This window comes from Acidimicrobiales bacterium (assembly GCA_033344915.1).
Classification (GTDB): Bacteria; Actinomycetota; Acidimicrobiia; order Acidimicrobiales; family Aldehydirespiratoraceae; genus JAJRXC01.
This window is the reverse complement of sequence record JAWPML010000001.1, coordinates 857,921-881,859: the sequence shown is the minus strand read 5'-3', so window position 1 is coordinate 881,859 and position 23,939 is coordinate 857,921. Positions and strand designations below refer to the sequence as shown.

18 protein-coding genes are annotated in these 23,939 nt (G+C 69.9%); 10 read left to right on the top strand and 8 right to left on the bottom strand.

What is annotated here, in order from left to right; all coding sequences use genetic code 11:
• Nucleotides 1-24: 24 nt before the first annotated feature.
• Both R8F63_04235 and R8F63_04230 read left to right on the top strand, forming a co-directional pair.
• Nucleotides 25-1,053, top strand: coding sequence for a glutathione S-transferase (locus R8F63_04235; GenBank protein ID MDW3217800.1), 1,029 nt, complete (start codon nt 25-27; stop codon nt 1,051-1,053).
• Nucleotides 1,050-1,718, top strand: a complete 669-nt coding sequence (locus R8F63_04230) for a glutathione S-transferase family protein (protein MDW3217799.1) — start codon at nt 1,050-1,052, stop codon at nt 1,716-1,718. The genes R8F63_04235 and R8F63_04230 overlap by 4 nt, the downstream gene beginning before the upstream one ends.
• A gap of 30 nt (nt 1,719-1,748) precedes the next feature.
• Here the strand turns inward: R8F63_04230 and R8F63_04225 are convergent, their stop codons facing one another.
• The 4 genes from R8F63_04225 to R8F63_04210 form a co-directional block, all read right to left on the bottom strand.
• Complete coding sequence (locus R8F63_04225) at nt 1,749-7,859, bottom strand: alpha-2-macroglobulin family protein (GenBank protein MDW3217798.1); 6,111 nt, start codon at nt 7,857-7,859, stop codon at nt 1,749-1,751.
• Nucleotides 7,860-7,941: 82 nt separating this feature from the next.
• A complete protein-coding gene (locus R8F63_04220; protein MDW3217797.1) occupies nt 7,942-9,060 on the bottom strand; it encodes an acyl-CoA dehydrogenase family protein in 1,119 nt (372 codons plus the stop codon).
• Nucleotides 9,061-9,068: 8 nt separating this feature from the next.
• Nucleotides 9,069-10,271 (bottom strand): acyl-CoA dehydrogenase family protein, encoded by a 1,203-nt coding sequence (locus R8F63_04215; protein MDW3217796.1) that lies wholly within the window; start codon nt 10,269-10,271, stop codon nt 9,069-9,071.
• A 31-nt stretch (nt 10,272-10,302) separates the two neighbouring features.
• Nucleotides 10,303-10,848 carry a MarR family transcriptional regulator gene (locus tag R8F63_04210; GenBank protein ID MDW3217795.1) on the bottom strand — a complete coding sequence of 182 codons (546 nt, stop codon included), beginning with the start codon at nt 10,846-10,848 and terminating at the stop codon, nt 10,303-10,305.
• A gap of 185 nt (nt 10,849-11,033) precedes the next feature.
• On the opposite strand from R8F63_04210, the gene R8F63_04205 reads away from it, so the two are divergent.
• The 8 genes from R8F63_04205 to R8F63_04170 all read left to right on the top strand — a co-directional run bounded on the left by R8F63_04205 (nt 11,034) and on the right by R8F63_04170 (nt 19,945).
• Nucleotides 11,034-11,753, top strand: coding sequence for a lysophospholipid acyltransferase family protein (locus R8F63_04205; GenBank protein ID MDW3217794.1), 720 nt, complete (start codon nt 11,034-11,036; stop codon nt 11,751-11,753).
• A 10-nt stretch (nt 11,754-11,763) separates the two neighbouring features.
• Nucleotides 11,764-13,191 carry an HAD-IB family hydrolase gene (locus tag R8F63_04200; GenBank protein ID MDW3217793.1) on the top strand — a complete coding sequence of 476 codons (1,428 nt, stop codon included), beginning with the start codon at nt 11,764-11,766 and terminating at the stop codon, nt 13,189-13,191.
• A 16-nt stretch (nt 13,192-13,207) separates the two neighbouring features.
• Nucleotides 13,208-14,794 carry an AMP-binding protein gene (locus R8F63_04195; protein ID MDW3217792.1) on the top strand — a complete coding sequence of 529 codons (1,587 nt, stop codon included), beginning with the start codon at nt 13,208-13,210 and terminating at the stop codon, nt 14,792-14,794.
• Nucleotides 14,795-14,855: 61 nt separating this feature from the next.
• Nucleotides 14,856-15,788 (top strand): alpha/beta fold hydrolase, encoded by a 933-nt coding sequence (locus R8F63_04190; protein MDW3217791.1) that lies wholly within the window; start codon nt 14,856-14,858, stop codon nt 15,786-15,788.
• Nucleotides 15,785-16,972: an alpha/beta hydrolase gene (locus R8F63_04185; GenBank protein ID MDW3217790.1), complete on the top strand. Its 1,188-nt coding sequence runs from the start codon at nt 15,785-15,787 to the stop codon at nt 16,970-16,972. Before R8F63_04190 ends, R8F63_04185 begins: the two co-directional genes overlap by 4 nt.
• Nucleotides 16,965-17,798, top strand: a complete 834-nt coding sequence (locus R8F63_04180) for an alpha/beta fold hydrolase (protein MDW3217789.1) — start codon at nt 16,965-16,967, stop codon at nt 17,796-17,798. Before R8F63_04185 ends, R8F63_04180 begins: the two co-directional genes overlap by 8 nt.
• 45 nt (nt 17,799-17,843) lie before the next feature.
• Entirely contained in the window at nt 17,844-19,265 is a 1,422-nt protein-coding gene (locus R8F63_04175) for a wax ester/triacylglycerol synthase family O-acyltransferase (protein MDW3217788.1), read from the top strand.
• A complete protein-coding gene (locus R8F63_04170) occupies nt 19,262-19,945 on the top strand; it encodes a DNA alkylation repair protein (GenBank protein ID MDW3217787.1) in 684 nt (227 codons plus the stop codon). The genes R8F63_04175 and R8F63_04170 overlap by 4 nt, the downstream gene beginning before the upstream one ends.
• Before the next feature lie 15 nt (nt 19,946-19,960).
• Here R8F63_04170 and R8F63_04165 read toward each other — a convergent pair whose 3' ends face one another.
• Genes R8F63_04165 through R8F63_04150 form a run of 4 tightly spaced genes read right to left on the bottom strand, consistent with a single transcriptional unit; the run spans nt 19,961 to nt 23,874 of the window.
• Nucleotides 19,961-20,980 carry an ATP-binding cassette domain-containing protein gene (locus R8F63_04165; protein ID MDW3217786.1) on the bottom strand — a complete coding sequence of 340 codons (1,020 nt, stop codon included), beginning with the start codon at nt 20,978-20,980 and terminating at the stop codon, nt 19,961-19,963.
• On the bottom strand, nt 20,980-21,996 hold the full coding sequence (locus R8F63_04160) for an ABC transporter ATP-binding protein (protein ID MDW3217785.1): 1,017 nt from the start codon (nt 21,994-21,996) through the stop codon (nt 20,980-20,982). The genes R8F63_04165 and R8F63_04160 overlap by 1 nt, the downstream gene beginning before the upstream one ends.
• The gene (locus R8F63_04155; GenBank protein MDW3217784.1) at nt 21,996-22,955 is read right to left on the bottom strand and encodes an ABC transporter permease; all 960 of its coding nucleotides are present in this window, start codon (nt 22,953-22,955) and stop codon (nt 21,996-21,998) included. Before R8F63_04155 ends, R8F63_04160 begins: the two co-directional genes overlap by 1 nt.
• Nucleotides 22,948-23,874, bottom strand: a complete 927-nt coding sequence (locus tag R8F63_04150) for an ABC transporter permease (protein MDW3217783.1) — start codon at nt 23,872-23,874, stop codon at nt 22,948-22,950. Before R8F63_04150 ends, R8F63_04155 begins: the two co-directional genes overlap by 8 nt.
• Nucleotides 23,875-23,939 lie beyond the last annotated feature (65 nt).

Here is a 23,939-nt window from a genome sequence, read left to right as displayed (position 1 = left end):
AGAAGTTTCGCCCCGGAGGTTCCCGTGACGCACCCGCTCAAGATCATCGGCGCCTACGCCTCGCCCTACTCCCGCAAGATGCGCGCCGTCCTGCGCTACCGGCACATCCCGTTCGAGTGGGTCCCGCAGAACTCCCCGGCGGCGGCCGAACTGCCCCGGCCCACGGTCCCGGTGATCCCGGTCCTCGCGTTCCCCGACGACGACGGTGCGTACACGGAGGTGATGACGGACTCGAGTCCCCAGATCATGCGGCTCGAGGGAATGTACGCGGGCCGCTCGCTGGTGCCGACCGACCCGGTCGTGGCGTTCGTCGACTACCTGATCGAGGACTTCGCCGACGAGTGGGTCACGAAGATGATGTACCACTACCGCTGGTACTACGACGGTGCGATCGACAAGGCCGGCAAGATGTTGCCGCTCCAGGCGGACGTCACCCTCGCCGACGACGCGTGGGACGCCGGCAACGCCTACATCACGAATCGCCAGATCGAACGGCGGGCGCTCGTCGGCTCGACCGAGGAGAACCGACCGGCGATCGAGGACAGCTACCGGCGGCTCCTCGGGCTCCTGGACGCCCATCTCCGCGAGCACCACTTCCTGTTCGGCACCCGCCCGAGCCGCGCCGACATGGGGCTCCACGGTCAGCTGACCCAGCTGACCTGGTGGGATCCGGAGGCCGTGGCCGTGGCCGTCGAGTCGAGCGCCCGGACCTGTGTCTGGGTGGACCGCAACGACGACCTGTCCTGGTGGCCGGTCGACGGCGACGACGGCTGGCTCGACCGCGACGCCATCCCCGCGACCACGCGGGCGCTCCTCGACGAGGCCGGCCGCACCTACGCGCCGTTCATGGTCGCGAACGCGGCGGCGTTCGAGAACGGCGACGAGATGATGTCGTGCACCATCGACGGCAACCCCTACTCGCAGGCGCCGTTCAAGTACCAGCACAAGTGCCTGCACTGGCTGCGCGACGAATACGCCGCACTCGACGACGGGGACCGGGCCACCGTCGACGACCTGCTCGCCGGCACCGGGTGCGAGATCCTCTTCGCATGACCGACGCGGTGACGCTGTGGGGCCACTGGACGTGCCCCTTCGTCAACCGGGTCGACTTCGCGCTCGCCGAACGGGGCATCGCCCACGACCTCGTGTCCGTCCCGCCGTCTGCGGTGCGGCCCGCGGACTTCGTCCTGCCGGAGGAGTTCGTCGCCCACTCGCCGCTTCTCGAGGTGCCGATGATCCGGATCGGCGGCGAGTTCCGGGTCGACTCGATCCCGCTGCTCTACTGGCTCGAGGAGCGAGTCGATGCCCCAGCCCTCCTCCCCGATGACGACGGTCTGGTCCGCGAGCGGGTCGATCGCCTCGACGCGACCCTGATGCGGGCCATGGGCGCCATCGCCTACGGCACCGACGGGGCCACGATCGACCGCGGCGTCGCCCGGCTGGCTGACGCGTTCGCCGAGATCGACGCGTGGCTCGGCGATGACAGCTGGCTCGCCGGCGACCGGCCGACCCTCGCCGAGGCGATCGCCGTCCCGGTCTACCTCCGCCTGCCCGGCCTGGTGGCCCTCGGCTACGACCGACCCATCCCCGATCGGGTCGCCGAGCACCGGACCCGCACGCTCGATCGACCGGGCGGCCGCCATGTCGCCTGGTCGCCCGACCAGGCCGCCGAGTACCTCGGCCGCCACCGCGCGTTCCGCCGCCGCAACGGCAGGTGAAGCGGGGGTCAGACCCCAGGTGAAGCGGGGTCAGTCCTCGATGATGACGATGTCGGAGGACGAGCGGCCGAAGACCTCGGGGGCGTAGATCTCCTCCGCGCGGGTGGGGGGCACGACGAACGTGCCGGGGGTCGTCGCCCGGGTCACGTAGGAGTAGTCGTGGGTCCCGGCCCGCAGCCAGGCGGAGAAGGCCTCGACCCGGTCGTCGCGCAGGTTCTGGTGGTCGAACCACGGGCGCCGCCACCAGAGCCAGTCGTCGCCGAACGAGTCACGCTCGAGATCCTCGTGCACGTCGGGCTCCTCGAACGTGGTGGCGAGCGCCGGGTTCTCCGCCTCGAGTCCCGCGGGCAGCGGATCGACGAGCGCCATGTTCGTGCGGCGGGCGTCGTTCACCATCGTGAGCCGGACCCGCACCTGCGCGCCGGCGGCGATGTGCCAGGCGCCGTCGGCGTCCTGCCACACGTCGCCCGCGTCGTCGATTGCCTCGTAGGTCCGCTCGACGACGAACCCGCGGTCGAGCGGCTCGAGGTCGAAGTCGGCCGGGGAGTAGCGGAGGCCGAGGCGGTAGTAGAGGCGACCGTCGCCTTCCTTGCTGACGACGAGATCCGTGTCACCCGCGCCGACCACGTCGGCCATCGGCACCATCGTCTCCTGCGTGTCGACGCTGCGACCGGCGAAGTCGTGTTCGGCGGCGTAGAGGTCGCCGAGCCAGACCCGCGCCACGAAGTCGGGTGTGACGGCCTCGAACGTGTCGAAGTAGCGATTGAGCGCAACCAGGATGAAGGCGTTCTCCTGGGCGTTGTTCCACCGACCCTTGCGCTGGTTGCCGATGAGCCCCTGCACGACCTTCGGGATCAGATCGCTGGTCGGGTCCATCGTGATCAGGGCGTCGAGGAGGATGCCGTCGGTTCGCCGATCGCTGTGAAGGAGCAGGTGGGCGTCCTCGCTGTAGCCGGTCGCGAAGGTCGCCGCTCCCGGGGTCTCGACGGCTCGGTTCTCGACGTGGCGGGCGATCTCCGTCTGGATGGAGTCGTCCTCGACGATCGGCCAGAGCCAACCGAGGGCGTCCAGGCCGAAGTCGATGCCATGGCGATCCCAGATCGCGACGGCCTTGTCGGCGTCCACGTCCCCGTCGAGTCCGCGCACGAAGAGCGAGTAGGCGACCAGCGTGTCGCGACTCTGCTGGCTCCACTCCACGGGGATGAACTGCTCGATGTTGCGCAGCGCCCAGCGCCCGTCCGTGAGCATCTGCGCCGGGACGTCGTAGCCGTTGTCCGCCGCCTCGAAGAGCGCGTGCATCACGTGGACGGTGCGGTACGGCGACGTCTCGTCGTCGAGCCGCCACGTCCCCCACGCGCCCTGGCGGTTCTGGAGCGCATCGAGGGCGGCGATGTCGTTCGCCACCGTGTTGTCGAACTCCGCCGGCGTCGGCAACCCGTCGGCCTCGAAGGCCTCGAGCACGTCGCGGAGGGCCGCGATGGCGAGCACCCGCGACGCGTGGGCGTCGGCGCTGCGGTACTCGTAGTCGGCCAGGTAGAGCACCGCGTCGGTCAGCGCCTGCACGGCCGTGGACGACGTGTTGACCTCGAGCCCGCCGAACTCCTCGATCACGCCGTCGGGCGCGAGGATCGGCTGGATCACGGCGCCGTCGTCGACCGTGCCGTAGGTGGCGAACGCCTCGGCGGTCGCCGGTGTGTAGATGGGGAGCGAGACGGTCGCCGCGTCGGCATGCGTCGCACTGACCACCGCCGCCCGGAACCGAGCCGTGCCCGCGGACTCGGTGGTGACCGGGAACCGCACCTCGATCCGGTCGTTCGCCGGCACCGTGACGGCCCGCCCGGCGCTACCGTCGATCGCCAGATTCGCGGTCTGGAGCACGACGTCGACGTCGAGCGCCGCGTCGGTCAGGTTCTGCACCACGATCGGCAACTCGAAGTCGTCCCCGAAGTTCAGGAACCGCGGCGCGGAGGGCCGGACCTGCAGGGGCAAACGGGCGGTGATGTTCGCCTCGCCGGAGCCGAAGCGGTCGACGCCGTCGGCGGCGACGGCCATGAGCCGGTAGCGGGTGAGGCTGTCGGGCAGTTCGAGCTCGAGCGTGGCCGTGCCGTCGGCGCCCGTGGCCACGTCCGGGTCCCAGAGGGCGAGCGCATCGAAGTTCTCCCGCACCTCGATCGGAGGGGCGCCGAGGCTCTCCCGCTCGGCGCGGTAGGCGTTCGCCGATGTGCGGCTGGACCGGCCCGACTCGTCGGCGGCCTCCAGCAGGCCATCACCACCTTTGGTGGCCGTGTCGACCGCCGGGAAGCGATCGGTCGTTCCCTCGAGCCGTGTCGCGATCTCCTCGTTGAGCCGGGCGGCGAGCTCGACCAGATCCTCGGGGTCGGCGAGCAGCACCGAGTCACGCGAGCGTTGGAGGCCGTTGCGGTCGTCGACCGGTCGGTAGAAGATCTCCAGCGGGTCGAGCAGCTCGTAGCCGGAGAGGGCCAGCACCGCCTCGTCGACCGCGACCACGAGCACCTCCGCGCCGACGACGGGCGCACCGTCCCCGTCCGTGACCGTCACCGTGAGATCGGTCGATCCCCCCGGCTCGATCGCATCGAACGTGGGGGCGATCTCGACATCCAGGGTCCGCGTCACGGGCGGCACCAGGACCTGCACCCAGCCCGATGCGTAGGCGGGTTGCGCGGGGAGGTCGGGCAGCACCGTGCCGTCGATCGCGGCGCGATCGGCAACGCCGACCAGATCCACGCTGATCCCGAGATTCGGGACGTGTTCGTCGAGGATCGCGACCTCGAGGATCGTGTCGGCCTCGGTCATCTCGAAGGCCCGGACCTCCTCGATGCCGTTGCGGGAGATCGTCAACAGGCCGTTGGCGGGACCGAACGGCGAGGCCACGAAGATCTCCGCCGTGTCGCCCGGGGCGTACTCCTGCTTGTCGGGGATGATCGTCGCGTCCTGGAGCTCGAGGCGCCGGCTGGGCAGCGCGTCGCCCCCCTGCACCCACACGCTGAGTTCGCTGCGGCTCTCCCGAGCGCGATCGTCGACGACGGTGCCGGTGAGCCGCCACTGGCCGCCGTGCTCGAGCACGAACGAACACACGCCCGGATCCGCCGCGGATGTCGGGGAACAGGTCTCCTCGTCGACCACGACCTCGGTCCACTCGCCGTCGACCCACTGGGTCTTCAGCCGCTCGGCGACGATCGTCGCGGCGCGACCCGCCACGGCATCGCCGTCGATGTCGGTGACGATGAACTCCACGTCGAGACCGTCGCCCTGGCGGACGAAGGGCCGCGTCGCCCGCAGACCGATCGTGAGCGAGCTCGGGTGGACGAGCACATCGGTGGTCGACGACCAGGTCTGGCGGTTCACGTCGGTGACCGACGCCGTGGCGCTGACCGTCGTCGGCAGACCCTCGCCGTCACCGTCGAAGTCCATCTGGAGGAAGTGGGTGCCGGTGCCGTTCGTCGACCCCGCGAACTGCTCGCTGCTGGTCTCGACACCGAACCCCGGGACCGGCGCCGATATCCCCCGCCCGAACGAGACGGACGAGTCGAGACCGCCCCGGTAGGGTCCACCCCACCACGGGATCCACGGGCCGAACGTGAAGTCGTCCCAACCGGGCGGCGAATAGGAGGTCGGCCGGGTGGTGACCCACCACTCGACCGGGGCATCCGGCAACGGCCCACCCGAGAAGTAGGCGGCGTCGACGGCCACCGTGGCGGGCTCGTCGACGAAGTACGGTCCCGGCGTCTCGGCGCGAGCTGTCACCTCGAACTCCGGACGACGGAACTCCTCGATCTGGTACGCGTGCTGGGTGCCGTCGCGCCCCGGCGTCGCCGGTCGGCGCAGCTCGATCCACGACTGGCCGAGATTGGCGCCGAGCGGGATCTCGAAGGTGAAGTCGAACCCGCCGAGTTCGCTGAGCACCTGTTCGCCGCTGGCGATCTCGTTGTTGAAGGCGTCGCGGGCGATCCAGGTGATGCGCTCGCCGTCGGGCCACGACGCGAGCGTCGCGTCGTCGGACAGGTCGAGCGTGCGGGCCCAGCCCTTCACGCTGACGGTCTCACCCGGGCGATACATGCCGCGGTCGTCGACGACGTACCAGACGGCCTGGTCGTCGCGCGTCCAGGCGGTCGCGCGGGCGTCGGCGATGGCGACCTCGCCGTCGTGCCGCGCGACGAGCGGACCGCCTTCGAGCGACGGACCGGGCAGGACCAGTTCGGCGAGCCCGTCGTCGCCCGTCAGGATCGGGCCCTGCCCGCCGACCAGCTCGACCTCGACGCCGCCGAGGGGCAGACCGGTCGCGAGGTCCGTGACCCAGGCGAAGCCCCGCTCGTTGTCGGCGATCAGATCGGGGCCGAGCGTCGTGGACTGCACCCAGTTCACGACCGGCCGGTTCTCCCAGAAGTTCTCGTCGCGGCTGAAGACGGTCGTGGACTCGACGACGACGAGCGCCATGCCCGGCTCGCCGCCGAAGACCGGCTCCAGGTCGATGCGGGCCTCGAACCGCTCTCCTTCGGGGGCACCGGTCGAGACGACCTCGTCGTAGAGCTCGGGGAACCCCGGGTCGCCGAGCGTCGCCGTCTCCCAGCGGAGCGCCCAGAACGCCCGAGCGGCATCCCAGTCGTCCGGATCGACGGCGTAGGCACGCACGCGGACCTCGTCGTGGCCCCGGAGTTGGACGGGGAGCGTCTGGCCGTCGGCGAGCGGGTCGAGCGTCGCCACGAAGTCGCCCTCCGAGCGGAGGTAGGGCGGCGCTTCGTCGATGTGCAGCGTGACCGTCTCGTCCTCGCCGAGGGTCTGACCGAAGACGTCGGTGAGCGCACCGGGAATCGTCACGTCGTAGGTCGAGTCGCCGACGAACGGCCCCTCGATGCGCATCCGGGAGGAGGAGAGCGTGATGAACGCCCCGGGGAGCGTGGGCTCGATCACCACATCGGCGGCGCTGATCGACCCGGCGTCCAGGGAGTTGTTGAAGACGATCGACGCCGAACGCTCGGGCCGACACGGCTCGCTCGCGGTGCAGGAGTGTTCACGGATCCGCAGCGGGGCGTACGTGCGGGCCGACTCCCGGAACACCTCGTCGGCAGTCCGGGGCCCCTCGGCGGAGGGTACGTCCGGCCCGATCGCTATCTGGATCTGGGCGTCGGTGGGCAGTGACTCCACGGCACGGAACGCGACCCACGTGCCCTCGGTCGCCTGGTCGATGCGTCGGGTGAGCGCCTCGTCACCGTCGATCTCGTTGTCGGTCGCCAGTCGCAGCTCGACCGCCTGCTGGTCCGCTTCCATGGTGGTCACCGACAGGACCTCGTCGGGATCGACCCGCTGGTCGAACGTGGCGAGAAACACCGTGTCGAGGTCGAGCGAGTCGTGGCTCGGCCAGAGGCGCTGTACGGAGGGCGGCGGCGTGTCGAAGGTGACGACATGGTCCTCGGCCAGCACGCCTCCGGTCGCGGATTCCGTGCCGGCCGGCACCGTGATGGTGTAGTTCGTCGCCATCGGGAGACGGTCGAAGATGTCGCGGTCGTGTTCGAAGCGCACGGTCCGCGTGCCGATCCACTGCCAGCTCCCGGGAATGGCGGGCTCGATGCGCACGGGCACGTCGGCTGCGTCGGTTTGATCCACGGTGCCGAGCGCGATCATCGGCTGGTCGAAGGTCAGGCTCACGAACGGGGCGAGTCCGACGCTCTCCGAGGGCTGGACCCGGAGCACCGACAGGGGTCCCGAGTCGACTGGTGGCGGCGGATCGCCGCCGTCCGCCGGGAAGGGGCGGTCGAGCTGGTCGCCGACGATCGGAGGGGGGATGGACTCGGCCGGTCGGTTGAACGCCACACGGTCGGCAGGATCGTCGACCCATTCGGGAAGCCGAGCCAGGACGTCGGCGATCGCCTGCTGGTCGAGCGGATCGCCCGCGACGGCAGTGATCTCCCCGGCCGGCGCGGGACCTGCGGACTCGCCCTCGCTGAGCTTCACGGACAACGGACCGGGCGACCGATCGGCACGGCCGGGCGGGGTGGGCACGGGGTCGTCCACCGGGTCCGGCTCGTCGGGGTCGTCGGGGTCGGACGCTCCCCCGTCATCGCCCGCGCACGATCCGGCCAGCAAGGCCAGGATCAGCAGTGTCCACGTGATCTTCCTGTGCACGGTCGAGCAGCCCTTCCCACCAGCGGCGATGAGACTAGGACGTTGCCGCGGCCGATCTGGTTCCCCGACCGCCGAACTCGCGTCAGCCGGCGGCGATGGAACGGCCCAACGCCTCGAGATGTTCCTCGCCGTTGCCGAGCGTGAGCTCCATCTGGCGGGCCATGAGGAAGTAGCGGTGCAGCGGGTAATCGCGGTCGACACCGACGCCGCCGTGGACGTGCACGGCGGCATGGACGACCCGGAAGCCCGCGTCCGCGGCCCACCACTTGGCGATGTTGACCGCATCCTCGGCGGGCAACTCCTGGTCGATCCGCCAGGCGGCCTGCCACGCCGTCAGCGTGATCGCGTCGGTATCGATGTAGCTGTCGCCGGCCCGATTGCTGACCGCCTGGAACGTGGCGATCGGTCGGTCGAACTGCTGACGCTCCTTGGTGTAGGCGGCGGCGAGCTCGATCGACGAGCGGGCCGCGCCGGCCATCATCATGCACATGGCGGCCTGAGTACGCAGCTCGATCCATTGGACGATGTCGGTGCCGGAAGTGGCGCCGTCGCCCAACAGGTCGTCGGCGCCGAGCACCACGCCGTTCAAGGTGACGCGGGCCACCGGGCGGCGGGTCGTGACCTCCACCCGCTCGAGCGAGACGCCGGGTGCGTCGGCCGGGACGAGAAAGACGCCACACGAGCCGTCGGGCAGCTTCGCCGGCATGAGGAACAGTCCGGCGTCGAGGCCGGCGTCGACCATCGGCTTCACGCCGTCGAGCCGCCACCCGTCGCCTTCGGTGACCGCGACGGTCTCGGGCTCGCTCGGCACCGTACCCTCCTCGTAGAGGCCGGCCCCCACGATCAGCGAACCGTCGGCGATCCGGGGAAGGACGTCGGCCTTCTGCGCGTCCGTGCCGAACTCGGCGATCGGCATCGCGCCCATCACGGCGGTGGAGAGCAGGGGCACCGGCGACGCCGTGGCTCCCACCTGCTGCAGCGCCATCGCCGTCGCGAGATAGCCGAGGCCGATCCCGCCGAACGCCTCCGGGACGGCGGCGCCGAGCACGCCGGCCTCGGCCAGCGCAGCCCAGGCTTCGGCGTCGACGCGGTCGTCCGCGGCGGTCAGCGCCCGCAGCCGTTCGTGGGTCGACTTGTCGCCGAGGATCTGCTCGGCGAGATCGTGGATCGCCTGCTCTTCGTCGTTCAGGGTAAAGTCCATGTCGCCTCCTACCGGTCGGCCTTCGGATAGCCGAGACCGAATTGCGAGACGAGGTCCCGCTGCATCTCGTTCGTTCCCCCGCCGAAGGTGAGGATCACCGTCGACCGGTACTGCATCTCCAGGCGGGTGAGATGGCCGATCTGGCCCTTGCTGATCGCGGCCTGCGGTCCGTAGACCTCCATCAGCCGCCGGTAGGCCCGGGTGTAGAACTCGGTGCCGTAGACCTTCACGCCCGACGAGTCGGCGATGAACCCGGTCATCGTGTCCATGTCCGCTTCCTGGCCGTCGATCTTCGTGGCGACGGTCCAGGCGACCTTCCAGTTCGCGAGCCGGAGGTATTCGAGCCCGGCCGTGACCTCGGCGAGGTTGCGCTGCACCCACGGCTTGTCGATCAGCCGCGAGCCGTCGGCCAGCTTCGTGTTCCGAGCGTGGTCGATGGTCTCCTCGAGCGCCTTGGACACCATGCCCGAGGAGCAGATCGTGACCCGCTCGCGGTTGAGCTGGCTCGTGATCAGCCCCCAGCCACCGTTCTCCTCACCGATCATCGTCGAGGCGGGCACCCGCACGTCGTCGAAGAACGTGTGGTTGATGTCGTGGCTGCTCAGCAGGTCCAGCGGTTCGATGGACAGGCCCGGCGTGTCCATCGGGATGCAGAACAGCGAGATGCCCTTGTGCTTCTTCACCTCGGTGTTGGTGCGGGCGGCGAGCCAGATGTAGTCGGCGTCCTTGGCGAGGGACGTCCAGGTCTTCTGGCCGTTGATGATGTACTCGTCGCCGTCCTTGACGGCCTTCGTGGTCAGCGCGGCCAGATCGGTCCCCGCGTCCGGCTCCGAGTAGCCGATGCAGAACGTGATCTCGCCCTTCGAGATCTTTGGCAGGAAGAACTGCTTCTGTTCGTCCGTGCCGTACTGCATCAGCGTCGGCCCGACGGTGTTGATGGTCAGCATCGGGATCGGCGCGCCGATCGCCACGGACTCGTCGAACATCACGAACTGCTCGACCGCGCTGTAGCCCCGCCCGCCGTACTCCTCGGGCCAGCCGACGGTCAGCCAGCCGTCGCGGCCCATCCGGCCCACGATCTCGCGGTGGACCGGCCCGCAGCCCTGCTCCTCGGCGAGCGCGTCACGCACGTCGTCGGTGAGCAGATCCGTGTAGTAGGCCCGCAGCTCGGCGCGCAGGGCCTCTTGCTTCTCGTCGTACCCGATGTACATGCGGGTCGTTCTATCGCAACCGGACGCAGGGTCAGGAATCAGGAAGCCGCTGACCCTCGTGCTCCTCGAGGAAGGTCTCGATCCGTTCGACGAGCGCCTGGAAGTGACCGGCCATCGCGTGCAGGTCCTCGTCGTCGAAGTCGGCCAGGATGCCCTGGAGGGCGAACTGGGTCCGGCGGTTGAAGATCTCGTGGCGGGCCCGGCCGGCCGCGGTGACCTCGACCTCGACGGCGCGCTTGTCGCCGTCGACGGCGCGGCGCTCGATGAAGCCCATCCCCTCGAGCCGGGCGATCGCACGCGAGGCGGTCGACGGGGTGACGTCCATGAACCCGGCGAGGTCGACGACGCGACACGGCCCGAGGGCGACGCAGGCTTCGATCACGCGGATCAGCCCGATGTCCATGCCGTCGGGCCCCTCCCGGTAGATGTAGTCGCTCAGGCGGGTGGCCGCGGCGCCGCGGCGGATCTCCCGCCAGAGCTGGCCGATCTGGATGTGGATCTCGCTCACCGAGAGATCGGCGTCGAGTTCGGCCTCGAGGGGGTCGAGACCGGCCTTGCCGTCTCTGGGGGCGTCCATCAGGGCACTGTACGCATTCCGGGGAGCGACGCCTCGGGATGGGAACGAGTCGCCTGTCACGTCCGGGGCGCGATACTCATCCATGTGAAATCGTTCACAAAAGGATCGTTGGTTGCTGCACGCATCTATCCGCTCGCTAGATTTCGAACCGAGTTCCCCCTCTCCCCCGCAGAACGAGAACCGTCATGGCCCGCTCCGTGAATCCGCGCCTCATCGGGCGTCTGAGCCCGCTGGTCCGCTCGCTGATGGCGCCGTCGTTGCGCTCCGTGTGGCCGACCCGGATCGAGGGCCTCGAACACCTCCCCGAGCTCGGCCCCGCGATCATCGCGCCGAACCATCTCTCGGAGTTCGACTCACCACTGTTGATGGGCGTCCTCCCGCGCCAGATCACGTTCCTCGGCAAGGCGGAATACCTCGACGACCTCACGACCCGCTGGATCGTGCCCGCGATCGGCATGATCCCGATCGACCGCCGAGGCGGTCGGGCCTCCCAGGACGCGCTCGACGCCGCCACCATCCGCCTCGACCGGGGCGAGCTGCTCGGCATCTATCCCGAGGGGACGCGGTCGCGCGACGGCTTCCTGCACCGCGGCAAGACCGGCGCCGCCCGCCTCGCCCTGCGTACCGGTGCCCCGATCGTGCCGGTGGGGATCATCGGCACCGACCGGATCCAGCCCTGCGACCAGGCGAAGCCCACGCCCCGCCGCCGGGCGACCGTCCGGTTCGGCGAGCCCATCGACCCCGACGACTACATCGACATGCTCGGTCAGGACACCGTGCACCGGCACCTCACCGATGACCTGATGCGCCGCATCCAGCTCCTCAGCGGGCAGGCCTACGTGGACTCCTACCCGGGGACCACCCGAAGCGACTCGCCCGACCACGCCGTCACCGCGACGGGCTGAGGAGGCTCCGATGGCCCCGTCCACCCCCGCCGCGATCTTCGACCTGGATCGCACGCTCGTCCCGTTCGCGTCGATCCAGGTGTTCCAGCGCCACCTCGTCGAGGCGGGACTCAGCGACCGGCGTCCGTCGCCACTCTCGGACCTCTTCTACAAGTCCTACGACCTCCTCGGCGAGAGCGGCGTCCTCGTGCAGTTCGGCCGGCTCGGCGCCCGCACCGCCCGCGGCTGGAACGTCGAGGCCGTCGCCCGTGCCGCCGCCAAGGCCGCGGCGGAGCTCGAGGAGGCCATCCTCCCGTACGCCCACGAGATCATCGCCGGCCATCGTGCCGCGGGCCGCACCATCGTGATGGCCACCGCGACACCGCGCCCCCTCGCGGAGCCGCTCGCGGCCCGCCTCGGGTTCGACCATCTCCTCGCCACCGGGTGGGGCGTGTCCGGCAAGGTGTTCACCGGCGAGACCGACGGGCCCATGGTCTGGGGACGAGCCAAGGGACGCGCCGTCCGGGCGCTCGCCGAGGCCGAGAACCTCGACCTGGACGAGTCCTACGCCTACTCGGACTCCTACTTCGACGCCTCGATGCTCCAGGCGGTCGGCCACCCGGTCGCCGTGAATCCCGACCTCCGCCTCGCCGCCCTCGCCACCGTCCGACGCTGGGAGATCCGCCACTTCGACAAGCCCCCCGGCGTCGTCAAGATCGCCGGGCGCGAGCTGCAGGACCTCACCCGGCCGTTCGTCCGACCCGAACTCGTGCCGAACGCCCGGATCGAACTCTCGGGGCTCGAGCACGTCCCGACCGAGGGCGGTGCGATCATCGTCGGCAACCATCGCAGCTACTTCGACCCGACCGTGATGTCGCTCGTGATCGCGCGGGCCGGGCGCAACGCCCGCTACCTCGGCAAGAAGGAAGTGTTCGATGTCCCGGTGCTCGGCGACCTCGCCGTCGCCGCCGGCGGCATCCGCGTCGACCGGGGCACCGGATCCGACGAGCCGCTCGACGCGGCGATCAGCGCCCTGCGGGCGGGCGACATCGTGATGGTCATGCCCCAGGGCACGATCCCCCGCGGTCCCGCCTTCTTCGATCCCGAATTGAAGGGGCGCTGGGGCGCGGCCCGCATGGCCAGGGAAGCCCGCGTGCCGGTGATCCCGGTCGGGCTCTGGGGCACCGAGCAGGTCTGGCCCCGCAGTGCCCGGCTCCCCCAGCTCAACCTCGCCGATCCACCGCTCGTGACCGCGACCGTCGGCGCACCCGTCGACCTGAAGTACCGCAGTGAGGACGCCGACACCAAGCGGATCATGCAGGCCATCAGCGATCTGCTCCCGGACGCGTCCCGACTCGCCCACACCCCGACGCCGGCCGAACTTGCCCGCACGTATCCCCCGGGCTACACCGGCGACCCCGATGCCGAGGACGACCGCCGTCCCGGGCACGACTCCTGACTGCGACTTCGTCCTGATGGCAACCGACCTCTCCCCGGTGGAACTCGCCCGCCGCAGCTGGCATCTCGGCCTACTCGACCCGACCATGCCCGCCGCCGCCACCGGCGCCTTCCTGGCGACCGGGCCGTCGCTGGCGATGCCCTACACGATGGCGGCGCTCCGCTTCCCGAGACGGGTCGCGATCACCGACGACATCGGCTCGCTCACCTACCTCCAGCTGGTGATGCGCATCGAGAAGCTGGCCGTCGCCCTGCGCACGGCCGGCATCGAGGCGGACGATCGGGTCGGTCTTCTGTGTCGCAACCACCGGGGATTCGTCGAGCTCAACGCCGCCCTCGCCCGCATCGGCGCCGTCCCCGTCTACCTCAACACCGGCTTCGGCGTCGACCAGCTCAAGGCGGTCGTCGCCCGCGAGAAGGCCGTGGTGGTGTTCCACGACGACGAGTTCACGTCCATCGTGAACGATGTCGGTTGCAGCTCCTACGTGGTCGCGCCGGAAGGCGACGCCGCCTGGAGCGTGCCGGACCTCTCGCCGCCCCGCATCGCCTTCAACCCGCGCCTGCGGTCTGCGCCACCGACGGGCGTCCTGCTCACCTCCGGCACCACCGGCACGCCGAAGGGCGCCCGCCGGGGCACCTCCGTCGATGCGGCGGCGGTCGGCGCCCTGTTCGCCCTCCCTCGTCACCGCGGGGCCCGCAGCTATGTCGCCGCCCCGTTGTTCCATGCGTGGGGCCTGAGCCAGTTGGCCCTGGGGGCGACGTTCGCCCAGGCGATCCGCATGCGCCGGGTCTTCGACGCCGAGCGCACCATCGCCGACATGGGCCACCAACGCACCGAGGAGCTGTTCGCCGTCCCGGTCATGCTCCAGCGCATCCTCGACGTGCTCCCCGAAGGCGACGCCTTCATCGCCGGCAACCTCCGGCTGACCGCGACGAGTGGTTCCGCCCTGTCGGGCCCCCTCGCCCAGCGATGGATGGACGCCTACGGCGACACCCTGCACAACTTCTACGGGTCGACCGAAGTCGGCCACGTCGCCGTCGCCGGCCCCGCCGATCTCCGCCGATCACCGGGATGCGCCGGCCGCCCGCCCATCGGCGCCCACATCCGTCTGCTGGACGACGCGGGCCGCGAGGTGGCCGATGGCGAGACCGGCCGCATCGTCGCCCGCAACGGGGCCCACTTCGAGGGCTACACCGGCGGCGGCACCAAGCGCGTCGTGGACGGCTACATGGAGACCGGCGACATCGGCCACCTCGACGAACACGGGCTGCTCCATGTCACGGGTCGGGCCGACGACATGATCGTCAGCGGCGGTGAGAACCTGTTCCCCGGCGAGATCGAGGACTTCCTCCTCGGGCTCCCCGGCGTGATCGATGCCGCCGCCGTCGGCATCCCGGACGACGAGTTCGGTCAGGTCGTCGGCGCCGTCGTCGTCCCCCGCCCGGGCACCACGCTCGACCCCGTCGCCCTCCGGACGGCGGTCAAAGCCTCGCTCGCCACGTTCAAGGCCCCCAAGCGGGTCCTCGTCGTCTCCGACATTCCCCGCAACGCGACGGGCAAGATCCGCCGCAACCGTGTCCAGGACCTGCTCGATGCGCAGTAGCCCGAATGGTCCATCGACCGGCCCCGCGGGCGCCGGTACGCTGCGCGCCGAGGTGAGATCGATGCTCGAGAGCGACGGACAACTGCCGATTCCGGCGGGCCATCGGGTGCTGCTGCCCGAGCGGGGCACCACCTTCGTGCGCGAACTCAACCAGCGCGACCACGGTCCCACCGTGCTGCTCGTCCACGGCTGGATGGCATCGGCCGGCCTGAACTGGCTCACGACCTTCGCGCCACTCGAGGACGACTTCCACGTCCTCGCCGCCGACAACCGGGGTCACGGGCGGGGCATACGCACCCGCTCGCGCTTCACGATCGCCGACGCCGCGGACGATCTCGCCGCCCTGCTCGACGTCCTCGCCATCGACGAGGCGATCGTCGTCGGCTACTCGCTCGGCGGACCGATCGGCCAGGAGCTGTGGCATCGCCATCCCGACCGCGTCGCCGGCCTGGTGTTCGCCGCGACCGGCTTCGACCTCGTGCAACACGGCGGCGCCCGCTTCGCCATGGGCGGGGCGGCGGCCATGCTCGCGGCCGGCCTGCGGGCCGGTGCCGCGCCGACGACCTTCCCCTCCGCCCTCGCCCGCCAAGTCACGCGTGACGTGCGCGGAGCCAACCGACCGCAGACGCTCACGAAGTGGGCCCGCGCGGAGATGCAGCGTCACTCGTGGCGCATGGTGAGCGAGGCCGGATTCGCGATCGGCACCTACTCGTCGTCCGGGTGGATCGGATCGATCGACGTGCCGACCGCCGTCGTCATCACCCAGCGGGATCGGGCCGTGCCGCCAGAGGCGCAGTACGGGCTCGCCGCCGCGATCCCCGGCACGAAGATCTACCGCTACGACGGCGGCCACATCGCCTGTGTCGAGGACGGCTTCGGCGCTCTGGTGGCCGAAGCCATCACCGATGTCGCCGAGCGGGCCGAACAACTCGTGCCCGACACCGCGGTCGTCGATCTCCGCGATCACGTCCGGGCGAGGGTCGCCGCCCGATGATTCCGGAGATCTTCACGATCCTCGCGGGCTTCGGACTCGTCGGCGCACTCGTCGCCAACGGCCGCCCACCGGTGATCATCGGCCTGCCGAGCACCATCACGGGCTTCTTCATGGCCGAGTTGGGGCGCGCCCTCATTCCCGTCCAGATGGTCGTGACCGCGGTGTGGGTCGCCGTCGGGGCGCTCGACGAGCCCATCGGGTTCGTCGGCCTCGGTCTCACCGTGGCCGGATGGCTCCTGCTGGTTCTCGCCGACCGCCGATCCCGCCGGGTGCCGGACGTGCTCGACGCTCAGGTCCCCGTGTTGCGCACGCTCGATGTCGATCGCTCGCCGGTGCGCTTGCGTGCGACCCTGCGTCCGTCGTTCGAGGGCGTGGAGATCCGCCGCAACGAGACCTACGGACCCGAAGCCCGCAACCACGCCGACGTGTACCTGCCGGCCGAACGCGTCGGTGCGCCCATCGTGCTCCAGATCCACGGCGGCGGCTGGGTCGCCGGCAAGAAGGAGCAGCAGGGACAGCCTCTTCTCTCGCACTTCACCGCGCAGGGCTGGATCGGCGTGGCGATCAACTACCGCATGGGACCCAAGCACCGGCTCCCGGCCGCCGTCCACGACGTCAAACGGGCGATCGCCTGGATCCGCGAGCAGGCACCGTCGTGGGGCGGCGACGCCGGTCAGATCCTCGTCACCGGGGGCAGTGCCGGCGGGCACCTCACCGCCCTCGCCGCCCTCACGATCGGTGATCGGTCGTTGCAGCCGGGGTTCGAGGACGCAGACTGCTCCGTGGCTGCGGCCGCGCCCATGTACGGGGTCTTCGACATGACCGACGCGGCCGGTCATCGGGGCCGCTCCCGGATGACGCCCTTCCTCGACCGCATGGTGATGAGCACCCGCCACGCGGACGACCCCGTCGGGTGGAACGCCCTGTCCCCCATCACCCGCCTCCACCCCGACAGCCCGCCGATGTTCGCCGTGAGCTGCGCCTACGACACGCTCGTGCCGATCGCCGAGAGCCGGGACTTCGGACGGGCGCTCGTCGAGATCAGTCCGGACAGCCACTTCGTCGAACTGCCCCATGCCCACCACGCGTTCGACGTGATCGGCGGTGTGCGCGCCACCCACGTGATCCGCGCCGTCGAGCGATGGGCGAGTTCGGTCGTGGCCCGGGGCCCCGTCGATGCCTGAGCTCCACGCCCTGCCGGGCGACGCACTGGCCGAGGACCGCGTCGAGCTCGTCCACGGCTTCGGGCTCCGCATCGTCTCCAAGGGCTGGGGCGATCCGATCGTGTGGGCCCACGACGTGTTCTCGAGCATCGACGACGACGACGCGACCCCCGTCGTCGACTTCAAGCAGATCTCCCACACCAACCGCCTGATCCGCTACGACGCGGTCGGCCATGGCCGCTCCGCCGGGGTGGCCGATCCCGGCGACCACACGTGGGAGTCACGGGGCGACGATCTGATCCAACTCTGCGAGCGGGTCGGACTGGCGTCGGCCACCCTCGGCGGATTCTCGACCGGCGCGGCGACGGCGCTGTGGGCCGCTCACCTCGCCCCCGAGCGGGTGGATCGTCTGGTGCTCGCCGGGCTCCCCAACGGCTGGGTGTGGCGGGCGCCGGCCGCCGGCCTCCTCGGTCTGCTCGGCGTCAGCGCCGTGACCGGCCTCACCGAGCCAATCCGCGCCGCCGGACGATTCGTCCCGCTGCCCCAGTACCGCTCCGGCACGCTCGCCGCGTACCACGCGGCCCATTTCCGCCGCCTCGTCAACACACCGCGCCAGCGCTATGTCGCCGCCCTCGTCGGCTCCGCTCGCAGCAATCTGCCCCATCCGGAGGACCTGGCGCGGCTCGACATCCCCACACTGATCCTGGCGTCCAAGGGTGATCCGCTCCGACCGGTCCACACGGCCCGGCGGGTGGCCGATGCCCTACCGAACGCCGAGCTCGTGGTGGCGGAGACCGACGACGACGTGGCACGGTGGACCGACCTGATAACAGCGTTCACCGGCTGACCCGCCGCATCAGACAACCGAGACGACCGACGGCAAGGAGCCGACATGGGACTCACACAGCTCTCCGGGATCGATGCGAGTTTCCTGTACCTGGAGACGGGTCGCAGTTTCGGCCACGTCAGCAGCATCCTGATCTTCGACCGGCCCGACGATCCGACGTACAACGCCTACGAGGAGTACCGGGCCCGGATGGAGCGGGCTGTCGTGGACTTCGTGCCGCTGCGCCGCCGTCTGGTGGAGGTGCCGTTCGGCATCGACCACCCGTACTGGGCCGAGGATCCCGATTTCGACCTCGATTTCCACATCCGCCACGTCGCCGTCCCCGCCCCCGGCGGCCCGGCCGAGGTCGACGCCCTGGTCTCGCGCCTGATCGGCCGCCCCCTCGACCGGGGAAAGCCCTTGTGGGAGGCCTACGTGATCGAGGGCCTCGAGCACGACCGCTTCGCCGTGTTCACCAAGATGCACCACGCCACCATCGACGGCGCGGCGGGGGCGATGCTCACCCACCAGATGTTCACCGAAGGCGAGCTGCTGGATCTCCGTGAGGAGGCGCCGCCGATCCCCAAGGGTGACCGGATCCCGCCGCCGAACGAGGTACTGGCCCGGGCGATGGTCGATCTGGCCCGCCGCCCTGCCCGCATGTTGCGCTGGCAGCGCGCCTTCATCAAGAGCGCGATCCAGGCCGGCCGTTCGGAGGACCGGGGCAAGCTCGCCTCCGCACTGCACGGCGTGCCCCGCACCCCGTTCAACCACACGATCACCGCCAATCGGCGGTTCACCTGGCGGTCGATCCCCCTCGAGGACATCAAGGCGATCAAGACCGCGCTCGGCTGCACCGTGAACGACGTCGTGATGGCGATGTGCGCCGGTGCGCTGCGTCGCTACCTCCTCGAGCACGACGCCCTGCCCGACGATCCTCTCGTGGCCATGGTGCCGGTCTCGATCCGCACCGGTGAGGAAGAGGATCCGTGGACGAACCGCGTGTCGAGCATCTTCGCCGTGATCCCCACGAACGAGGACGACCCAGCCGCCCGCATCGCCGCCGTCGGCACCACGATGGCCGACGGAAAGAAGGTCCACGACCTCCTGCCGGCCGACCTGCTCGTCGACATCGCGTCGCTCGCGCCGGGCCGTCTCGCGATGCAGGCCGCCCGGCTCGCCACCAACCCCCGGGTTGCCGACAACGCGCCCCAGCCGGCCAACGTCGTGATCTCCAACGTGCCGGGTCCGCGTGAACCGCTCACCATGGGCGGCGCCGTGGTCCGTCACTACGTCCCCGTCTCGACCGTCGTCGACGGTCAGGGACTCAACATCACGGTGCAGAGCTACTGCGACACGCTCGACCTCGGCCTGGTCGCCTGCCGCGAACTCGTGCCGGACCTCGAGCACCTCATCGAGCTCCATCTCGAGGAAGTCGACCTCCTGCGCTCGCTCGCCGGTCTCACGGTGGTCGGCACCGAGGCGTGAGCCGGCGTCGCGACGAGCTCCTCTCGCGACTGACCGCCGCCGGCGACCCGGAGCGGGCTCCCGGACAGCAGGCGTACATGAAGTCGGACCTGCCGTTCCACGGCGTCCGGGCACCGGAGGTCCGCTCGATCGCGAGATCCGTTGCCCGGGAGTTCCCGTTCGGCGACCGGGAGGATTGGGCCGCGGGGGTGCTGGAGATCTGGCGGGGCGCCACCCATCGGGAGCAGCGCTATGCCGCGACCGAGATCGCGATCCGCCCGCCGAACAAGCGATGGCTCGACGCCGACGCGCTGCCCGTCATCGAGGAGATGATCGTCACCGGCGCCTGGTGGGACCATGTCGACGAGCTCGCCGCGAACCACATGGGCCTCATGCTCCGGCGGGATTCCGCGGTCGTCGGCCCCGTGATGTGGGAGTGGGCGACGGACGAAGACATGTGGCGGCGCCGGACCTCGATCCTCTGCCAGCTGAAGTTCGCGCAAGACACGGATCTCGACCTACTGACCCACGCGATCGAAGCGTCGATGGACTCGACGGAGTTCTTCCTGCGCAAGGCGATCGGCTGGGCGCTGCGCCAGTACGCCAAGACCGACCCCGTGTGGGTCGTGGGCTATGTCGACCGGTGGGCCGAGGAACTCTCCGGGTTGTCGAAACGCGAGGCGCTCAAGAACGTCGGGTGACGTGCCCGCCCGCCGTCACTCGGGGAAGTGGCAGGCGACCGGATGACCGGCACCCCGGTCGATCAGCGCCGGCTCCTCGTGGATGCACTGCTCCTGCGCCTTCCAGCAGCGGGTGCGGAAGCGGCAACCCGACGGTGGATCGGCCGGAGACGGCACGTCGCCTTCGAGCACGATCCGCCGCCGGACCCGCTCGGTGACCGGGTTGGGTTCGGGAACCGCGGAGAGCAGGGCCTTCGTGTAGGGGTGCGACGCCGAATCGAAGATCTCGTCGCGCGTGCCGGTCTCGACGATCTTGCCGAGGTACATGACCGACACGAGATCGGAGATGTTGCGCACGATCGCGAGATCGTGGGCGATGAAGAGATAGCCGACGCCGCTCTCCTCCTGGATGTCGCGCAGGAGGTTGACCACCTGGGCCTGGATGCTCACGTCGAGGGCCGACACGGGCTCGTCGGCGATGATCAGCCTCGGCTCGAGGGCCAGGGCACGGGCGATGCCGACCCGCTGACGTTGACCGCCCGAGAACTGGTGCGGGTAGCGGTTCGCGTGCTCGGGGCTGAGGCCGACGCGCTGGAGGAGGTCACCCACGAGCTCCGCCCGATCCGACTTGGAGTCCATTCCGTGGATGACCAGCGGCTCCTCGATGATCGTCTGCACGGTCATGCGGGGGTTGAGCGAGGCGAACGGGTCCTGGAACACGATCTGGATGTTGCGGCGGGCGCGGCGAAGCTCCTGACCCTTCATCTCGAACAGATTCGTGCCGTCGAACATGGCGACGCCCGCAGTCGGCTTCTCGAGCTGGATCACCGTGCGCGCCACCGTCGACTTGCCGCATCCCGACTCACCCACCAGGCCGTGGGTCTCGCCGGGGCGCACGTCGAAGTCGACGCCCGACACCGCCTGAACGGGTGGCAACGGGCGACCAGGGAGCCCGCCGCGCTGGGGGAACTCCTTGACGAGGCCGCGCACGGACAACAGGGCCGAAAGGTCGTGGGCGGCCGGGGCCGGAGGCGGGGTCGGCGCGGTCGCGGTCATCAGAACTCTCCGATCCGCAGACATGCCGCCGAACCCGGGCGATCAGCGAGTTCCACCAACTCGGGGCGGGTCTCGTGGCATTGGTCCTGGGCGTGTGGGCACCGTGGATGGAAGGCGCAGCCCGTCGGAATGCCGATGGCACTCGGCGGCGATCCCGGAATGGACTCGAGGCGAGCGCGCTCACCCAGCAATCGGGGCACCGAGTTCATCAGACCCTGCGAGTAGGGGTGGGCGGGGGCGGCATAGAACGGATCGGCGGGACCGCTCTCGACCGCCCGCCCGGCGTACATGACGACGACCCGATCGGCCACGCTCGCGACCACGCCCAGATCGTGGGTGATGAGCACGAGGCCCATCCCCGTGTCGCGCTGGATCTCCTGGAGCAGCTCCATGATCTGGGCCTGCACCGTGACATCGAGGGCGGTCGTGGGTTCGTCCGCGATCAGCACCTTCGGGTCGAGCGCGAGGGCCATCGCGATCATCGCCCGTTGCCGCATACCTCCGGAGAACTCGTGCGGGTACTGGCGAGCTCGCCGGGCCGCGTTCGGGATGCCGACGCGCTCCATCAGAGCGATCGCCTGCTGTTTCGCGTCGGCCCGACTCGCGCCGCGATGGACCCGGAACATCTCGGCGATCTGCCAACCGACCCGGTAGACGGGATTCAGCGCGCTGAGCGGGTCCTGGAAGATCATGGCGATCTCCGGGCCGCGGATCCGCCGATACTCGGCCGGCGACGCATCGATGATCTCCTCGCCCCGATACCGGATACTCCCCTTGACCACCCGGCCGGGCGGTTGCGGGATGAGCCCCATCAGCGTCTGGACGGACACGGATTTCCCCGACCCGGACTCGCCGAGGATGGCCAACGTCTCGCCGGCCGCGAGCGACCACGTCATGTCCGACACGGCCTGGACGACGCCGTCCTCGGTGTCGAAGACGACCGTGAGATCGTCGACCTCGAGCAGGGTCTCGCCGGTGCGCACCGCTGGCTCGAACACGACGTTGGTCTCGGTCATCAACGGAACCTCGGATCGAAGGCTTCCCGCAGTTGCTCACCCATCAGCACGAAGGAGAGGCTCGCCACGACGAGATAACCACCGGGGAACAGCAACAGGTGGGGCGACTGCTGGACGCGGGTGCCAGCCTCGCTGATCATGATGCCCCACGAGATCGAGTCGATCGGCAGGCCGGCGCCGAGAAAGGACAGGGTCGCTTCGACCGAGATGACCGAGCCCATCCCGATGGTGGCGTAGACGAGGGTCGGCGCGACGGCGTTCGGGAGGATGTGGCGGGTCAGGATCCGGAAGTCGGACGCGCCCAGGGCGCGTGCCGCCTGCACGTACTCCAGGTTCTTGACCTGCAGCACGGTGGATCGGTACAGCCGGACCACCGCCGGCCACCCGAGGAACCCGATCGCCACGGCGACGTGCCACGTCTGCCGGCCCGTCTGGGTCGTGAGCGCGCTGAGGACGATGATCGCGCCGACCAGATAGGGAAGGGCGAAGAACCCGTCCGCCATCCGGGAGATGAGGTTGTCCAGGAATCCGCCGTAGTAGCCGGCGAGCCCGCCGAGCAGGATGCCGACGCCGACCGTGATCATCGTGGCGAACAGGGCGACGGTCAGCGAGATGCGGGCGCCGTGGGTGACCTGGGCGTAGTAGTCGCACCCCTGCACGTCGGTGCCGTACCAGTGCTCACCGGACGGCGGCATGCGGTTGTCGCTGAGGAAGCAGTAGAGGCCGCTCGGGTCGTCGGGTCCCGGTGAGGGCCACACGTAGGCACCCGGGAACATGGCCATCGTCACGAAGACCACGATGAAGAACAGGCTGATCCAGAAGAGCCACTTGCGGCGCAGGATCCGCCACGCGTCGCCCCAGAACGTGCGGGGATCGCCCACCGCCTCCGCGTCGAAACCCGGGGTGGCGATGGATGCCGCGGCGGCCGTGAGGTTGCGGTCGTCGAGCGGGCTAGTCATACCGGATCCTCGGATCGAGCCAGGCGTAGATCATGTCCACGATCAGGTTGATCACGAGATACGCCATCACGAGGAAGATCGAGATGCCCGTGATGATCGTGTTGTCCCGCTGGACCACAGCGCGGGTGATACGGAAGCCGATCCCGGGAATGTTGAACACCGACTCGGTGACGATCGTGCCGCCGAGCAGGGCGCCGAGGTCGATGGCGAGCACGGTGACGACCGGGATCATCGCGTTGCGCAGGCCGTGGACCGTGAACACGCGCCGTTCACTGAGCCCCTTGGCCCGCGCGGTGCGGAGGTAGTCCTCGCGGTGCACGTCGAGCAGGGTCGTGCGCATGAGCCGGGCCGTCACCGCGGTGATCGACGTCGCGATCACCAGCGCGGGCAGCACGTAGGAGTACCAGCCGTCGTTCACGCCGGACACGGGGAACAGGTTCCATTTCACGCCGAGGTAGATCTGGGCGAGCAACCCGAGGACGAACGGGGGAATGCTCAGCATCACCAGCGTGACGACCAGCGATGCGTTGTCGAAGAAGCTGTCCTTCTTGCGGGCCATCCAGATGCCGAGCGGGATCGCGATGATCGCCTGGAAGGCGACGGCCAACCCGGCGAGGCGCATGGTGCGGGGCAGCGACTCGCGGAAGATGTCGTTGATGGGGCGCTGGGTGGCGATCGAGTCGCCGAGATCGAAGGTGAGGACGTCGCCCATGTAGAGGAAGTACTGCTTCCACAGGGGCTCGTTGAAGTGGTAGCGCTCCTCGTATGCGGCGCGCAGCGTGTCGGGGATGCGCCGTTCACCGAACTGCGCCTGGATCGGGTCGCCCGGAATAAGACGGACGACGATGAAGATCAGCGCAGTGGTGATGAAGAAGACCGGGATGAGCTGGAGCACCCGGCGAACGAAGTATCGGAACATGTGGGAAAAGTGAGAGCAGCCGGGGCGGTCGCGCCGCCCCGGCTGCCAATCACATCACATCGAGC

What these genes read in the sequence shown, in the direction of transcription:
- R8F63_04210 (MDW3217795.1), bottom strand. Translation starts at nt 10,848, where the DNA reads ATGGACGCCCCCAGAGACGGCAAGGCCGGTCTCGACCCCCTCGAGGCC.
- R8F63_04195 (MDW3217792.1), top strand. Translation starts at nt 13,208, where the DNA reads ATGGCAACCGACCTCTCCCCGGTGGAACTCGCCCGCCGCAGCTGGCAT.
- R8F63_04205 (MDW3217794.1), top strand. Translation starts at nt 11,034, where the DNA reads ATGGCCCGCTCCGTGAATCCGCGCCTCATCGGGCGTCTGAGCCCGCTG.
- R8F63_04220 (MDW3217797.1), bottom strand. Translation starts at nt 9,060, where the DNA reads ATGGACTTTACCCTGAACGACGAAGAGCAGGCGATCCACGATCTCGCC.
- R8F63_04160 (MDW3217785.1), bottom strand. Translation starts at nt 21,996, where the DNA reads ATGACCGAGACCAACGTCGTGTTCGAGCCAGCGGTGCGCACCGGCGAG.
- R8F63_04150 (MDW3217783.1), bottom strand. Translation starts at nt 23,874, where the DNA reads ATGTTCCGATACTTCGTTCGCCGGGTGCTCCAGCTCATCCCGGTCTTC.
- R8F63_04230 (MDW3217799.1), top strand. Translation starts at nt 1,050, where the DNA reads ATGACCGACGCGGTGACGCTGTGGGGCCACTGGACGTGCCCCTTCGTC.
- R8F63_04180 (MDW3217789.1), top strand. Translation starts at nt 16,965, where the DNA reads ATGCCTGAGCTCCACGCCCTGCCGGGCGACGCACTGGCCGAGGACCGC.
- R8F63_04155 (MDW3217784.1), bottom strand. Translation starts at nt 22,955, where the DNA reads ATGACTAGCCCGCTCGACGACCGCAACCTCACGGCCGCCGCGGCATCC.
- R8F63_04165 (MDW3217786.1), bottom strand. Translation starts at nt 20,980, where the DNA reads ATGACCGCGACCGCGCCGACCCCGCCTCCGGCCCCGGCCGCCCACGAC.
- R8F63_04175 (MDW3217788.1), top strand. Translation starts at nt 17,844, where the DNA reads ATGGGACTCACACAGCTCTCCGGGATCGATGCGAGTTTCCTGTACCTG.
- R8F63_04200 (MDW3217793.1), top strand. Translation starts at nt 11,764, where the DNA reads ATGGCCCCGTCCACCCCCGCCGCGATCTTCGACCTGGATCGCACGCTC.
- R8F63_04190 (MDW3217791.1), top strand. Translation starts at nt 14,856, where the DNA reads ATGCTCGAGAGCGACGGACAACTGCCGATTCCGGCGGGCCATCGGGTG.
- R8F63_04185 (MDW3217790.1), top strand. Translation starts at nt 15,785, where the DNA reads ATGATTCCGGAGATCTTCACGATCCTCGCGGGCTTCGGACTCGTCGGC.
- R8F63_04215 (MDW3217796.1), bottom strand. Translation starts at nt 10,271, where the DNA reads ATGTACATCGGGTACGACGAGAAGCAAGAGGCCCTGCGCGCCGAGCTG.